Source organism: Halorubrum sp. Ea8 (genome assembly GCF_002252925.1).
Taxonomy (GTDB): Archaea; Halobacteriota; Halobacteria; order Halobacteriales; family Haloferacaceae; genus Halorubrum.
Map to the genome: position 1 here is coordinate 108058 of NZ_NHPF01000100.1, position 14984 is coordinate 123041.

Here is a 14984-nt window from a genome sequence, read left to right on the forward strand (position 1 = left end):
CGAGAAAATAGGTGTTCCGGGCGGATCGGTTCCGCTGAAAGTGGTTAGCGGGTGGTTCGGGGCTGGTTAGAGCCGGACTGCCTCGCCCTTATTGTTGAATAGGTCTGGTGCGCGGAGTTCGACACTCGTCGTCGCACCGGCGGGGGAGACAATGTCGAGCGTGGCTGAGTCACTCTCACCGAACGCTTCGTTAGCGTTCGTGTCTTTCAGCGCCCCGGCGTCGGGATTGATCAGGATCGTGAAGTCCTTTTCCTCGTTGAGCACCGCCGAAGTCCGGAAGTTACCGTCCGAACCGATGGCGAACTCGTTCGCGCCGAGGTTAGCGACCTTGTTGCTGAAGATAGCCGTCGCCTTGGCCGTAGTGGTTGAGATGAGTTCTGCTGCGCTAGCGTCGCCAACAGTCGTTGTAGTAGTGCCAAGGCTGGTACTACTGTCAGACAATTCAAATGTGATGTCTTCGGTCGAACTGAACTCGCCAGCGGTGGCGCCGCCGGAGGCATCAATTTCCGTATTACCGCTAGCGGTACCGTCGACCGCAGTGATCGTCACCGAGCCACTGGTGATGTCGGCAGCCGTTACTGTTGTCGTAGTACCTGACGGAGTGTATGTAACCAGCACTTCTTGGGTGTCATCCGAGTCGTCGATCGATTCAATATTGTCGTAGTTAAGATTCACAGTAACTTCGGTTGCACCGTCCGAAATAGGGCCCGCCGAGAGTGCAACTCCGTCGACCGTTTGGGTAACCGTTTCTTCTAGAACGCTACTGCCACCGTCTTTGACATCGACGATGACGTCGTCCCCCGAACTCAGTGATGTTCCGTCGAACGCAATGTCACCACCAGAACCATCACTGAAGCTGACGGTCGTAGTAGAGAGGTCACTAGCAGTTATCGAGTCTGTCACGTCGGCATTCCCATCGTCATTAGTGTCAATTCCGACCTCCATCGTCAGAGAGTCACCAGAGCTAAACCCGTCAATATTACTATAATCCACGGAGATGTCCACCTGGGGCTGACTGGCAGTGAGCGACGGCACGGACACCTGCGTCACTTCGCTCGCGCCGGACGCGGAGCTCGTGAAGACGAGGTTCTCCTGCCCGCCGGGACCGACCGCCTGAATGGTCGTTTCCGTCAAGTCGATCTGATCAGCACCGGGAGCGCCGGAAACACCCAGCCGGATTTCGCTTAACTCACCAGGACTCGGGTTACCGACGATCCCGACCTCGCTCATCACGTCGATCCGTTCGGAGACGAGGTCCGTGCTCTCTTCGCCCGTTGCCTCTGCTTGTGTCTGGAGGAACCCGGCCGTGTTGATCAGGACGCCGGCGGCGATCGCCGCCACTAAGACCATCGCGATGAACACGATGAGGGTTCCGATCCCCACCTGGCCGCGATCCTCGCGGTTAGTGATAAATTCGAACATTGTTACAGCCTCACTGATTCGCTGACGACGGTACTCGGCACGCGGATCTCTGAGGTCGTTGTCGCACCACTCGCCGTGGTGAACGTTACCACCATAGAGTCGCCTTCCTCAAGCACGTAGGCGCTGTCACCAGCGTTAGCCCCACCAGTCGTCGGGCTGCCACCATCGTCAAGAGTAATAGTCACCTGCGCCCGATCACTGGAATCGGTGAAGACGACATTATTTTCGCCTTTGAACATGTCGATTATCGTCCCATCGCCAGAGCTCTCACTCAGTGTGAACGTCGCCTGCCCGCTCTCCCCGATCAATTCAACCGAGGTCTCACTCAGGTCGATATTGGATGCGCCCGGCGACTGAGCGAGCACGAAGTCCAGCTCGACGATCTGTCCGTTCCCTTGACTATCGTCGAACGTTCCAGACTGACTCACGACCTGAAGCCGATCACTCACTTGCTGTGTACTCTCTTCGCCCGTTGCTTCCGCCTGCGTCTGGAGGAAGCCGGCCGTGTTGATCAGGACGCCGGCGGCGATCGCCGCCACCAGCACCATCGCGATGAACACGATGAGGGTCCCGATCCCCACTTGACCGCGCTCTTCCTCGTCCAGTATGGTTTCGAACATTGTGTGTTGCGTCGGCCCCCGGTCTGCCCGGCGGGCGTTATCGCTACGAAGTGGTATTTCACTAATAAAGACTCCGTGCAGATTATCCGAACTGATAAAAAACTGCAGTCATGCGATTATCGCGTTAATTACGAGACAATAATTTCTATAATTATTAACGATGTCTCGTTTCGGTTATCGGATTAGATACTCGGGCCGTCGCTGTGCGTCCGCGCGGACGACGGGTGATCCGCCGTCGATACAGACGGGGTCGACTCGATGCCGAGGCTGGTCGACGAGTCACGTCCCTGGAAAGAGCGGACGAACAGGCGGACGAACGAGTGGAATCGCTTCCCACGCCCCGCGTTTCGATGCCTCGCGAGCCGCTACCGGTCTTGGATCCGCGCGAGCTCGGACTCGGGGATCACGAGCTCCCGCGTCCCGGGTTCGTAGACGGCGAGGCTCCCGGCGACGAGCGCCATCGACGCCGCCAGCAGCCCGGTGTTGATCAAAAGCAGCGCCGCCGCGTCCGCGAACGACGTCCGGAAGCCGGCGACGGGCGTCGCGACGGCCGCGACGACGACCAGTCCGAAGCCGACGGCCAAGTACGCCATCGCGGTGCGGCCCGACGACCGGTACGCGGCGACGGCGAACGCCGCCAGCGTCGCGCTCGCGCCCGCCAACACGGTGGTCGTCACGAGATACAACCCCTCGATGAGCTCCATACCGGCCCTCCTCGGAGTCGACACATAAACCCACGGTGGCGGCTATCACCGGCGATAACACGGCATTTCGCGGTGACAGACCCGCAGAGCCCGGTACGGCTCCCGACGCGGCCCCGTCCCGGAATCTACGCCGCCTGCAACCACCGGTATCCTTTTAAGACGCAAAAATCAACAGCGATAACGTGAATGGTGGGGGACGACCTGATCACAGTGCTCGGTAACAAGTACAACACGGACATCCTGACCGCGACCGGAGACGCGATGTCCGCGCAGGACCTGAGCGACGAGCTCGACGTCCCGATCGCGACGTGTTACCGCCGGATCAACGAGCTCGAGGAGGCCGACCTCCTCGAGCTCCACGACCGACCGCTCTCGGACGAGCACCGGCGCGTGAAGGTGTACCGCCGGAAAGTCGACGGCGTCGAGGTCGACTTCACGGACGGGCTCACTGTCGAGGTCGAAGATCGGTCCGCGGTGAAAAACCGGCTGGACGACGTGTGGCGCGACCTCTCGTCGAGTCAGTAGCGTCCCGAGACCTCCCGCACCGCCTCCCCCTTCCGCGCCGCCGAGACGCGCGGTCTCCCCTCTCGGTCCGCGTCAGAACGACGGCTCGTCGGACCGCCCCATCATCGAGAACCCGCCGGCCCGCTCGTGGACGGTGATCCCGCCGTCGCCGATCTCCATCGGGAAGATGTCGGTGTCGATGTCCTGCTTCCGCATCTTCGCCACCCAGACGTACCGGTTGACGCCCGAATCCGTCGGCGTCTGGATGAAGTAGATGTTCCCGTCCGTGAGGAAGTTCTCCAGCCCGACCTCCGTGTCCGGGAACACGGCGCCCTGCTCGTTGATGAGCAGCGAGGTCAGCCCGTTCGCCTTGAGGATGTCGGAGAACTTCAACAGATACGTCCGCTTCTCCTGTTCGGCGTCGAAGAAGAGCTGGAACATCGACAGCGAGTCGAGCACGAGCCGGTCGAAGTCGGCGTCCTCGATCGTGTCGAGGAGTCGGTCGACCGCCGTCGAGAAGTCGGTCTCGCGCAGCATCTCCCGCTTGTCTAAGATCACGATATCGCCGTCGTCGACGGCGTCGCCGAACCCGTCGAGACCGATCGACTCCGCGGCGCCGCGGATGTCCGCTTCGTCCTCCTCGAACGAGACGTACACGCCGCGCTCGTCGTGTTCCGTGACGCCGTGGTAGAGGTACTGGATTCCGAAAATGCTCTTGCCGGTCCCGGGGTTCCCGGAGACGAGCACCGTCGACCGCTTCGTGATGCCGCCGGTGAGGATCGAGTCGAGCCCCTCGACCCCGGTGGAGACGAGTTCTGACATTCGTCCCACCATTGGCGACGGGAGTATATAAAAGACGATCCGACGCGGCCGATCGGTCGAACCGACGCCGACAGCTTTATTTCTCGACACGCCGCCCGTTTGTATATGCCCGGTGAAGCGTCTCCCGTCGACCCCGGCGGTGATCGGCGGTGAGCGACCCTTCGGTCCTCGTCGTCGAGGACGAACCCGACATCGCCGCGCTGTACGCCGGCTTCCTCGAGGCGGAGTACGACGTCGACCTCGCCGAGACCGCCGCGGAGGCGATCGACCGGGTCGACGCGAGCGTCGACGTGGTGCTCCTCGACCGTCGACTCCCCGACGGGAGCGGCGACGACGTGCTCGAACACATCCGCGAGGCCGGCCACGACTGCCGAGTCGCGATGGTCACCGCGGTCGAGCCCGACTTCGACATCATCGACATGGGGTTCGATCTGTACCTCACCAAGCCCGTCAGCCGCTCGAAGCTGTTGACGGCGATCGAGACCCTTCTCACCCGCAGCGAGTACGACGACCTCGTTCAGGAGGCGGCGGCGCTGGCGAGCAAGCGCGCGGTCCTCAGCTCGCAGAAGCCCGCCGCCCAGCGCGAGGGCAACGAGGCGTACGCCGATCTCGTCGATCGGCTGGAGAACCTCGACACCGACATCGACGACCTCGGCGAGACGCTCTCCTCCGACGACTACCGCGCGATGTTCCGAGACCTCGGCGAGGCCTGACCCGACGTCGCTCGCGCCCCCGCTGTTCTCTCTGCCCGCTCGCTCCGGCGCTCTCGTTCCTCTCTCTGCCCGCTCGCTTCCGCGCTTCCGACGATACCCCTCCCATCGCGAGTTCCGGCCGTGGCGTCCGGACCTCGACCGGATATCGATGACGGCGTCCGGATCCCGACCGAAGTTTGAACGGATCCCGGACCGACTCTGCACCAAAGTTGTCCGGTAGTTGAAAAATCTATATCCCCGTCATCGCCCTCGTCCGGAACATGACGGACCGAGACACGCGGCGACGGTTCCTGACGACGAGCGGTGGACTGGTAACGCTGGGGCTCGCCGGTTGCCTCGGCGACGGCGGAAGCGACGGCGCCGACGCGGACGGCGACGACGGGATGGACGGGAACGAAACGGACGACGGCATGAACGAGGGCGATGAGATGGACGGTGGCGACGGAATGGACGATGGCGATGAGATGGACGGCGACGACGAGATGACGGAATCCGCCACGGTCCGCGTCCGGATCGAGAACGTCGCGTCCGCGGAGTTCTATCCCGCGGACACGTCGACCGACGGCGCCGTCTGGGTCACGCCGGGGGCGTACGCCGTCCACGAGGGCGAGAATCCGATATACGAGCTCGGCGAGCCGGCGTCCGTCGGACTCGAAGCGCTGGCCGAGGCCGGGCCGCCGACGGGGTTCGAGGGAGAAGACGGGCTCGTCGACGAGCTCGGCGCGTCGACGGACGTCCACGACTCGGGGCCGTACACCCCCGCGGACACGGTCGCGGACCCGAACGATCCGACGGGGGAGGTCCCGGGGGCCCCGCCGATCGCGCCCGGCGGCGCCTTCGAGTTCGAGGCGACGGTCGCGCCCGGCCAGCGGCTCTCCTTCGCCTCGATGTTCGTCCCGTCGAACGACGTCTTCGTCTCGACGGGCGAGGACGGCGCCGCGCTCTGGCCCGAGGAGGGCGACCCGGTCGACGGCGACGTCACCGACGCCGTGTCCCTGTTCGACGCTGGGACGGAGCCGAACGCGGAGCCACCCGGCACCGGTCCCGACCAAGCGCCCGCGCAGGACGCGCCCGATCAGGGCGACGACGAGGGCGGAAGCGTGCGGCGGCTGAGCGACGTCGACGACGGCCACGAGTACCCGGCCGCCGAGGACGTGGTTCAAGTGACTGTAACCCCGACGTAAACTATGATCGACGTTACCGAACGGCGAGACGCGTTGCTCGCGACGGCGGCGGGGACCGCCGGGGTCGCCGGTTCGTACCTCGTCACGGGCTGGTCGCCCGCGTTCGTCGTCCGCCCCGTCGATCAAGCCATCGTCAACCTGACGCCCGGGCCGATCGTGACCTTCATGATCGAGAACGTCGGCGACGCGGGCCACCTGATCCACATCGCCATGGCGTTCGCCGCCGTGATCGGGCTGTTCGCCGCGGTCGCGTTCGCCGGCCTGCAACTCTCGGCGCGCACAGAGAGTTCGCCGGTCGGCGCCGCGGCGACCGGTCTGGCGTCGTGGCTGCTCGCCGCCGGTCTGACCGGCGGTCCGACCCAGGCGCTGGGCGTTGCGCTCCCCGCGGCGGTCGCCGTCGCGATCGGCGGTCTCCCGCCCGACGCGTCCGAACCGTCGTCTCCCGACCCGGCCTCCGGCGACGGGTCCTCGGTCGCGGTCGACTCGACGAAAGCCGTCGACGCGGTGCGTCGCCGGACGCTCGGCGTCGTGGCGGCGACGTTCGGGTTCGTCGTCACGGCCGTCATCGGTCGGCGGTTGCCGGACGCGGACGGTGACGACACGCTCGCCGACGCCCCGCGGTCGGAGGGCGCGACCGAGCGGCTCCGCGAGGTCGGCGCGGCCTCGCTGGCGGTCGAGAGCGACGGTCTCCTCGGCATGGTGAGTCCCATCGGCGAGTTCTACAACGTCGACATCGCGGAGTTCGACCCGGAGGTCACCGCGGCGGAGTGGTCGCTGACGTTCACCGGCGAGACCGGCGGCGAGCGGACGGTCGCCTTCGACGAGCTGACCGACCGACCCGTCGAGCACCGCGCGGTGACGCTCCGGTGCGTCGGCGAGGACCTGAACGGCCGCAAACTGGACAACGCCGTCTGGACGGGGACCCCGATCCGTCCCCTACTCGAGTCCGTCGACCCGCAGGGCGACTGCAACTGCGCGATGCTGCGCGGCGAGGACGGCTACTACGTCCAGTTCCCGGTCGACGTGCTCGCCGACGGCTTCCTCGCGTGGGGGATGAACGGGAAGGAGCTCCCGCCCGGCCACGGCCACCCGGTCCGGGTGCTGATCCCGGGCCACTGGGGGGAGACGAACGTGAAGTGGCTCTCGGAGATCGAGCTGTTGAACGTGGAGGAGGACGGCTACTGGGAGGAACGCGGCTGGGAGGGGACCGGCGAGGTGAAGACGGTCGCCAAGCTCTGGGACGAGGGGATCACGGAGCTCGACGACGGCCGGATCGAGCTGGCCGGCCACGCCTACGCCGGGACCCGCGGGATCGAGCGCGTCGAGGTCTCGACCGACGGGGGCGACTCGTGGACCGACGCCGCCCTCTCCGACCCGCTCCCCGACGCCGACGTCTGGCGGCAGTGGCGCCACGTCTTCGACCCCGACGGGACGAGCGAGGTCGTCGTCCGCGCGGTCGACGGCGAGGGGAACCGCCAGATCCGAGAGCCGTCGGACCCGTCGCCGACCGGCGCCTCGGGCTGGGTCCGCCGGACGGTCGGGTGACCGCCCGCCGCAGTCCGTCGATCGCCTCGCCGGGCACCCGCCCGCGTCGCAACGACTTTCACACCCCACCCGACACAACAGTACGCCAAATGGAGAAGGCCCTGTGGTACCTGTTCGTCGCGAGCCGCGGTGGCGCCAACAGGGTCCGGATCGTCCGGGAACTCCGCGCCCGCCCCCGGAACGCGAACGAACTCGCGGAGGAACTGGACGTCGACTACAACACGATCACCCACCACCTAGAGATGTTAGAAGACCACGACGTCGTCGAGCCGAGCGACCACGACTACGGGAAGCTCTACTTCCTGACCGACCGCTTCGAGCGTCACACGGACGCGTTCGAGGAGATCACGTCTGAGGTGGACGCCGAATGAATCCCGCGACGCCGACCGGGATCGCCGTCCTACTCGCGGGCGTCAACAGCGCGCTGCTGGCGGTGCTGGCCGCGGTCTGGCTCCGCAACTACCGGGAGTTCGGCTCCACGCTACTCCTGGGGTTGCTCGGGTTCAGCGCCGTTCTGCTGGTCGAGAACCTGGTCTCCGTCGCCTTCTTTTTCAGCAGCATGCGGACGCTGTACGCGATGGACCCGCTCGTGGGGCGAGTCGTGCTCGCGATGAGCGTGCTCGAACTGCTCGCGGTGTCGCTGCTGACGTACGTGACGCTGAAGTGACCGGGCTCCGTCGCGGTCGGGCCGCGAGCCGCGACCCCCTCACGAGAGCTGGTCGCCGACCAGCCGGTCCGCCTCTGCGAGGAACGCGTCGCGCTCGCCGATCGGGATCGTCGCGCCCGCGGCGACGTCGTGACCCCCGCCATCGCCGCCGACGGCCCGACTCGCCTCCCGCATCACCGCGGAGAGGTCGAGCCCCCGCCGCACGAGGTCGTGGGAGCCACGCGAGGACACCTTCAGCTCCTCGGCGCTCTCCTCCGCGAACGCGATCACGGGCTTCGAGCGGTCGACCGCCGGCGAGCCGATCGCCATCCCGGCGACGATCCCGACGATCGTCTCGCGGATCCGCGAGCCGGCGTCGAACCACTGGAGGTGCTCCGCCTCGGTGACGCCCTCCGTCTTCACCCACTGGAGCCCCTCGGAGAGGTTCCGGCGGTGGGTCCGGAGGAGCCGCCGGGCCTCGGCGAGGGCGTCGCCGCGGTCGCCGAGACACACCGCGAGACCGACGTCGGCGCGCTCGTACCGGGCGGTCGCGTTGAGCAGTGTCGAGAACTCGCTGACGTCCCGCAGCTCCGTGCCGGGCTCCTCGTCGACGAGCGTGTAGGAGGTGCCGACGAGCGCCTCGATCCGGTCGGCGGGGACGCCGGAGGCGACGGCGCGGCGCATCAGCGCCGAGGCGAGGGTCCGCCGCTCCTCGCCGTCGAGGTCGACCCAGCGGCGCCACTCGCCGTCGCGTCTCACGTCGACGTCGAGGTCGGTCAGGAAGGAGATCGCCCCCGCCTCGTCGTTCGAGACGCCCGGGATCTTCACGTCCGAGGCGTACTCCAGCAGCTTCGGCAGCGGTCGGGTCTGTCTCCCGTACAGGTCCAGGTCGGTGCGCGTCTCGATGACGCCGGCGTCGACGCCGTCGGCGACGATCGCCTCGTTGGCGCCGGCGAGCCCGCCGTCGGAGTCCTGCATGTCCCCGACCGCGCCGACGACCGCGAGCGCGGCGAGGTCGCGGTTGTCGCCGTCGGGACCCTCCAGCGCTCGCGCGAGCACGTAGCTGGCGCCCGCGCCCGACAGCTCGCTCGCGCCGTCGATCCCCTCTAAGAGGGGGTTGAGGTGGAACTCCGTGTCGCGGTCGGCCGGCTGGTGGTGGTCGGCGATCACGGGGACGAAGTCGCCGCGGGCCTCGTGGTCGGCGATCGCGTCGAGCTGCCCGGAGCCGAAGTCGGTGAACAGCACCACGTCGAACTCGCGGGCGGCGATCCCGGCGATGGACTCGGCGTCCAGCTGCTTCTCGAAGACGACCTCGTGGTCGATCCCGGCGCGCGCGAGCGCCGACGAGGCGACCCCGGCGCTCGTCAGCCCGTCGGCGTCGATGTGCGACGCGAGCAGCACCCGGTCGGCGGCGCGGAGGCGGTCGGCGCAGGCGCTCGCGCGCTGGGCGAGGTCCGGCACGGGTGAGTCGGCGACTGCCATTACCCCTCGTTGGCTCGCGATCGGGGATAAACTCACGCTTCGGTGCGGAGCGCGGTCGAACCGCGCGACGCCCCGAACTCCGGCGGCGGCGGAGACCGAGGCATCACTTGCCGTAACTGACGGTTATAGACCTCTGTAGATATATGCACTACACACATGACACGTGGGTTCAACACCCGGAGTCTCCACGCCGGCGCCGCGGCCGACCCGGCGACCGGGTCGCGAGCGACCCCGATACACCAGACGACCTCGTTCGTCTTCGACGACGCGGACACGGCGGCGGAGCTGTACGCGCTCCGGGCGGAGGGCCACATCTACTCCCGGCTCTCCAACCCGACCGTGAGCGTCCTCGAGGACCGGATCGCCGACCTCTCCGGCGGAACGGACGCGGTCGCGACCGCCTCGGGAATGGCCGCCTTCGACGCGATAACGACCGTGCTCGCGAGCGCGGGCGACAACGTCGTCGCCAGCTCCGAGATGTACGGCGGCACGGCCGCGTACCTCACCAGCATCGCGGACCGCCGCGGGGTCGAGGCCCGGCTCGTCGACACGCTCGACTACGAGGCGTACGAGGCCGTGATCGACGAGGACACCGCGTTCGTCCACGTGGAGACGCTCGCGAACCCCTCGCTCGTCACCCCCGACTTCGAGCGGCTCGCCGAGATCGCCCACGACAACGCGGTCCCGCTCGTCGTCGACAACACGTTCGCGACGCCGTACTGCTGTCGGCCGTTCGAACACGGCGCCGACATCACCTGGGAGTCGACGACGAAGTGGATCACCGGCAACGGCACCACCGTCGGCGGCGTCCTCGTCGACGGCGGCTCCTTCCCGTGGGACCACCCCGACGCCGACTACGACGAACTGGACGGGCAGTCGCCGGCCTACCCGGTCGACTTCGTCGAGCAGTTCGGCGACGCCGCCTTCGGCAACGTCGCCCGCCAGCGCGGGGTGCGCCCGACCGGCGGCCAGCAGTCCCCGTTCGACGCGTGGCAGACGATCCAGGGGCTCAACACGCTCCCGCTCCGGATGGAGCGCCACTGCGAGAACGCCCGGACCGTCGCCGAGTTCCTCCGCGACGACGACCGGGTCGACTGGGTGACGTACCCCGGCTTCGAGGATCACCCGAGCCACGACAACGCCGCCGAGTACCTCGACGGCTTCGGCGGGATGGTCACTTTCGGCGTCGACGGCGGCTTCGAGGCCGCCAAGGCGCTGTGCGAGTCGGTCGAGCTGACGAGCTTCCTCGCGAACGTCGGCGACGCGAAGACGCTCGTCATCCACCCCGCCTCCACCACGCACGCGCAGATGGACGAGACTCAACAGCGGCTCGCCGGCGTCTTCCCCGACATGCTCCGCCTCTCCGTCGGGATCGAGGACCCCGACGACGTGACCGCCGACCTCGACCGCGGGCTGGCGGCGGGCGAGCGAGCGACCGGGGGGCAGTGAGATGAGCGCGACGCCATCGGAGGACGGGACCGTCTCGCTCGGCGAGTTCGTCTTCGAGTGCGGTCAGTCGGTCCCCGACCTGGAGGTCGCCTACGAGACGCACGGGGAGTTCGACGGCGACAACGTCGTGTTGGTCTGTCACGCGCTCACCGGCAGTCAGAACGTCGCGCGCTCCCCGTCCCCCGAGCGGGACGCCGGTCAGGCGGGACAGGCCCGCGCGTGGTGGGACGACATCGTCGGGCCCGGGAAGGCGATCGACACGACGGAGTACTTCGTCGTCTGCGCGAACGTCCCCGGCTCCTGTTACGGCACGACCGGCCCGGCGAGCGCGCGCCCCGCCGACCTCGATCTCCCCGACGAGCCCGACCACGACCGGTGGGGGACCGCGTTCCCGCCGGTGCAGGTCGAGGACTGGGCGCGCGCCCAGCGCCGCCTGCTCGACCAGCTCGGGGTGGGGCGGCTGCGCGCCGTCGTCGGCGGCAGCGTCGGCGGGATGAACGTCTTGGAGTGGGCCAAGCGCTACCCGGACGACGTCGACCGGATCGTCCCCATCGCGACCGCCGGGCGGCTCGACGCCCAGTGCCTCGCGCTCGACGCGGTCGCTCGGCGCGCGATCCGCGCGGACTCCGACTGGAACGGCGGCGACTACTACGGCGAGGGCCGCGGCTCGCCCGACGAGGGGCTCGCGCTGGCCCGCCAGATCGGTCACATCATGTACCTCTCGAAGTCCTCGATGGAGCGGAAGTTCGGTCGCCGCTCAGCGGGCCGCGACTCGCTGACCCGCGAGGAGGGCGACCTCGGGCTGCCGCCGGAGCCGACGGCGGCCTTCTTCCCCTACCGGGAGGTGGAGTCGTACCTCGACTACCAGGCCGAGGGGTTCAGCGACCGCTTCGACGCCAACAGCTACCTCTACCTCACGCGCGCCATGGACGAGTACGACCTCGCCGCCGGCCACGGGACCGACGCCGACGCGCTCGCGGCGTTCGAGGGCGAGGCGCTGCTGATGAGCTTCACCGCCGACTGGCACTTCACGGTCGAGCAGTCCGCGTCGCTCGCGACCGCCTTCCGCGACCGCGACGTCCCCGTCGCCCACCACGTGATCGACTCCGACCACGGCCACGACGCGTTCCTCGTCGAGCCCGAGCACGTCGGCCCGCCGCTCAGCGACTTCCTCGCGGAGGGGGTCGAGGGCCGAGCCGTCTCCGACGACGGCGGCGAGGGAGACGAGTCCGCGCGCCCCGAGTCCGACCACGCGCCGGTGCACGCGAGCCTGTTTCAGGGGTAGCGGACGCTTTTAAATACCACCGTGCGGTTGGCGCGCGCCTCCGAGTGGCCGGTAGGCCACGAGGAGCGCGTGCGAGGGAGTCCGCGGCCGCCGCCGGCGGCCGCGGCAAGGCTGGGGAGGTGCGAGGTGCCGTGCGCAGCGGGGCAGGGCGGGACTCGAAGGGACAGTCGCCGGCGGCTCCGCCGCCGGCTGGGGCTTTGGCGGTGTTCACCGTCGTTCCATCAGCGACTGCTTGTGAGCGAGCGGCCCGATCTCTGGTGGCGTTCACCGCTGATCCGCGATCGGCTATTTATAGCCGAGCGGCCGAGCCCCGGCGCGGGCCTCTCACGCCGCCAATCCATCACCATCAATCATGGTAATGTTCATAGTTCTCGACGCCATGGTGTGTAAGGTATGCCCGGTGGACACGCGCAGACGCTCCGACCGTTCCTGTGGCGCGCCGAACGACTGTACCCAGACACCGAGATCGTCTCTCGGACGCACGAGGGGCGGACGCGGCACACGTACGCGGAGTACGCCGACCGAACCGCACGGCTCGCGAACGCGCTCGACGAGCACGGGATCGAGCGCGGCGACAGGGTCGCGACGTTCTGCTGGAACCACACGCGCCACTTCGAGACGTACTTCGGCGTCCCGAACACCGGCGCGCAGCTCCACACGATCAACCCCCTGCTCCCCGACGAACACATCCGGTACATCGTCGACGACGCCGACGACGAGATCGTCTTCGTCGACCCGTCGCTCGCCGAGAAGATCGCGGGCGCGGCCGAGGACGCCGCGGAGTTCGCCGACGTCGACTTCGTCGCGATGGGGTCGGAGGGGATCGACGCGCTCGACGCGCCCGCCTACGAGGAGTTCATCGCGGACCGGTCGACCGAGTACGACTGGCCCGACCTCGACGGCGACCAGCCGGCCGGCCTCTGTTACACCTCGGGGACGACGGGGAAGCCGAAGGGCGTCGAGTACACCCAGTCGATGCTGTGGAGCCACACGATGGCCTCGCAGACGCCGCAGGGGATCCCGATGGAGGACTCCGACGTCGTGATGCCGGTCGTCCCCATGTTCCACGTCAACGCGTGGGGGATGCCGTTCACCGCGACCGCGGCGGGCGCGAAGCACGTCTACCCCGGCCCGTCGCCGTCGCCGGCCGACCTCGCGGCGCTGATCGAGGAGGAGGGCGTGACGATATCCGCGGGGGTCCCGACCGTCTGGCTCGGCCTCCGGGAGTACATCGCCGAGGGCAACGACGTCGACCTCTCGACGCTCGACACCGTGATCGTCGGCGGCGCGGCCGCCCCCCGGGCGCTGATCGAGTGGTACGACGACCGGGGCGTCGAGGTGCTCCACGCGTGGGGGATGACCGAGATGTCCCCGATCGGTACCGTCTCTCACCTCACGGACGACCTGCGCGACGCCGACTACGAGACGCAGGTCGACAAGCGGTCGAAGCAGGGGCTCGTCGTCCCCGGGCTGGAGTTCGAGGTGATCGACGAGGACGGCGAGGAGATCCCGTGGGACGGCGAGGCGTTCGGCGAGCTCCGGATCCGCGGGCCGTGGGTCACCAAGGAGTACTTCGCCCGGCCCGAGGCCAGCGAGGAGGAGTTCGTCGACGGCTGGCTGAAGACCGGCGACGTGGTCACCGTCGACGAGGACGGCTACCTCAAGCTCGTCGACCGCACGAAGGACGTGATCAAGTCGGGCGGCGAGTGGATCTCCAGCGTCGAGCTGGAGAACGCGATCATGGCGTACGACGGCGTGAGCGAGGCGACCGTGATCGGCGTCCCGCACGAGCGCTGGCAGGAGCGCCCGGTCGCGTTCGTCGTCCCGGTCGACGACGTCGACCGCGGGGCCCTAGTCGACGAGATCGAGTCCGGGCTCCGCGCTGAGTACCCGAAGTGGTGGGTCCCGGACGCGGTGGAGTTCATCGACGAGGTCCCGAAGACCGCCACCGGGAAGTTCTCCAAGAAGGACCTGCGCGAGCAGTACGCCGACCAGTCGCTCGTCGAGGGGTCGGTGCCGGAAGAGGACGCGCCGGAGCAGGAGTAGCCGCGGACGCGGTGCCGTTCTCGACTGTTACTCGCCGCGGTCGCCGACGATCCACTTGTGCGAGTAGCTCTCGCCGCAGGTGCAGTGGGCGTACGCGTGGACCACGTCGCCATCGGCGTAGAGGCCGCCGACCTCCTCGTTCTGCGCCTCCGCGAACGCGAAGACGAACCGCACGTCGTGGTCGTCGTCGGGGGTCTCCTCGGCGACGGGACACTCCCCGCCGTCGAGCGAGCGACCGATCGTCCCCTCCGCGCCCATCGCCGTCTTCGCGAACTCCATCGCTCCCATCCCCGTGCCGGCCTCGAACGCCGACCGGCCGGTCTCGCCGTCGAGGATCAGCCGCACGCCGCCGTCCGTCTCGGTGCCGACGTTCCGGAGCCGGGAGTCGTCGTCGAGGTACGCGTCGCTGAGGTAGAAGACGACGTCGTCGAGCCGCTCGCCGGCGAGGAACTCGTCGAGTTTGCTCATGCCGGCCGGACGCGCGTGAACGGTAAAAGGAGTGCGAGTCGCGACCGAACGGACCGATGACAGATCGTGTGGAATGGTCGTGTTAACTTAAGCA

The 14984-nt window shown here is 67.9% G+C and carries 14 protein-coding genes and 1 pseudogene; 9 read left to right on the plus strand and 6 right to left on the minus strand.

Going from position 1 to position 14984, the window contains the following annotated elements:
* Window positions 1–861 precede the first annotated feature (861 nt).
* From DJ74_RS11465 to DJ74_RS11475, 3 genes and pseudogenes are all read right to left on the minus strand, one after another.
* A pseudogene (locus DJ74_RS11465) lies at window positions 862–1422 on the minus strand (archaellin/type IV pilin N-terminal domain-containing protein); the annotation flags it as partial.
* Window positions 1423–1424: 2 nt separating this feature from the next.
* The gene (locus DJ74_RS11470) at window positions 1425–2042 is read right to left on the minus strand and encodes an archaellin/type IV pilin N-terminal domain-containing protein (protein WP_094527332.1); all 618 of its coding nucleotides are present in this window, start codon (window positions 2040–2042) and stop codon (window positions 1425–1427) included.
* 365 nt (window positions 2043–2407) lie between these two features.
* Entirely contained in the window at window positions 2408–2746 is a 339-nt protein-coding gene (locus tag DJ74_RS11475; protein WP_094524746.1) for a hypothetical protein, read from the minus strand.
* Window positions 2747–2932: 186 nt separating this feature from the next.
* On the opposite strand from DJ74_RS11475, the gene DJ74_RS11480 reads away from it, so the two are divergent.
* Entirely contained in the window at window positions 2933–3271 is a 339-nt protein-coding gene (locus DJ74_RS11480) for a helix-turn-helix domain-containing protein (protein WP_094524747.1), read from the plus strand.
* Window positions 3272–3343: 72 nt separating this feature from the next.
* On the opposite strand, the gene DJ74_RS11485 is transcribed toward DJ74_RS11480, so the two are convergent.
* Entirely contained in the window at window positions 3344–4072 is a 729-nt protein-coding gene (locus DJ74_RS11485) for an ATPase domain-containing protein (RefSeq protein ID WP_094524748.1), read from the minus strand.
* A gap of 149 nt (window positions 4073–4221) precedes the next feature.
* On the opposite strand from DJ74_RS11485, the gene DJ74_RS11490 reads away from it, so the two are divergent.
* From DJ74_RS11490 to DJ74_RS11510, 5 genes are all read left to right on the plus strand, one after another.
* Window positions 4222–4785, plus strand: a complete 564-nt coding sequence (locus DJ74_RS11490; RefSeq protein ID WP_094524749.1) for a HalX domain-containing protein — start codon at window positions 4222–4224, stop codon at window positions 4783–4785.
* Window positions 4786–5045: 260 nt separating this feature from the next.
* The gene (locus DJ74_RS11495; RefSeq protein WP_094527333.1) at window positions 5046–5969 is read left to right on the plus strand and encodes a spondin domain-containing protein; all 924 of its coding nucleotides are present in this window, start codon (window positions 5046–5048) and stop codon (window positions 5967–5969) included.
* A gap of 3 nt (window positions 5970–5972) precedes the next feature.
* Window positions 5973–7514, plus strand: coding sequence for a molybdopterin-dependent oxidoreductase (locus tag DJ74_RS11500; protein WP_094527334.1), 1542 nt, complete (start codon window positions 5973–5975; stop codon window positions 7512–7514).
* Between the two features lie 89 nt (window positions 7515–7603).
* On the plus strand, window positions 7604–7885 hold the full coding sequence (locus tag DJ74_RS11505) for a winged helix-turn-helix domain-containing protein (RefSeq protein WP_094524752.1): 282 nt from the start codon (window positions 7604–7606) through the stop codon (window positions 7883–7885).
* Entirely contained in the window at window positions 7882–8181 is a 300-nt protein-coding gene (locus DJ74_RS11510; protein WP_094524753.1) for a hypothetical protein, read from the plus strand. The genes DJ74_RS11505 and DJ74_RS11510 overlap by 4 nt, the downstream gene beginning before the upstream one ends.
* A gap of 39 nt (window positions 8182–8220) precedes the next feature.
* Here the strand turns inward: DJ74_RS11510 and DJ74_RS11515 are convergent, their stop codons facing one another.
* Window positions 8221–9642, minus strand: coding sequence for a DHH family phosphoesterase (locus tag DJ74_RS11515; protein ID WP_094527335.1), 1422 nt, complete (start codon window positions 9640–9642; stop codon window positions 8221–8223).
* A 156-nt stretch (window positions 9643–9798) separates the two neighbouring features.
* Here DJ74_RS11515 and DJ74_RS11520 point away from each other — a divergent pair, with 156 nt between their 5' ends.
* The 3 genes from DJ74_RS11520 (at window position 9799) to DJ74_RS11530 (ending at window position 14422) form a co-directional block, all read left to right on the plus strand.
* On the plus strand, window positions 9799–11091 hold the full coding sequence (locus DJ74_RS11520; protein WP_094524755.1) for an O-acetylhomoserine aminocarboxypropyltransferase/cysteine synthase family protein: 1293 nt from the start codon (window positions 9799–9801) through the stop codon (window positions 11089–11091).
* A 1-nt stretch (window position 11092) separates the two neighbouring features.
* Window positions 11093–12376, plus strand: a complete 1284-nt coding sequence (gene metX / locus DJ74_RS11525; protein ID WP_094527336.1) for a homoserine O-acetyltransferase — start codon at window positions 11093–11095, stop codon at window positions 12374–12376.
* Window positions 12377–12769: 393 nt separating this feature from the next.
* Window positions 12770–14422, plus strand: a complete 1653-nt coding sequence (locus DJ74_RS11530) for a long-chain fatty acid--CoA ligase (protein ID WP_094527337.1) — start codon at window positions 12770–12772, stop codon at window positions 14420–14422.
* Window positions 14423–14449: 27 nt separating this feature from the next.
* On the opposite strand, the gene DJ74_RS11535 is transcribed toward DJ74_RS11530, so the two are convergent.
* A complete protein-coding gene (locus DJ74_RS11535; RefSeq protein WP_094527338.1) occupies window positions 14450–14890 on the minus strand; it encodes a DUF5807 family protein in 441 nt (146 codons plus the stop codon).
* Window positions 14891–14984: the final 94 nt, after the last annotated feature.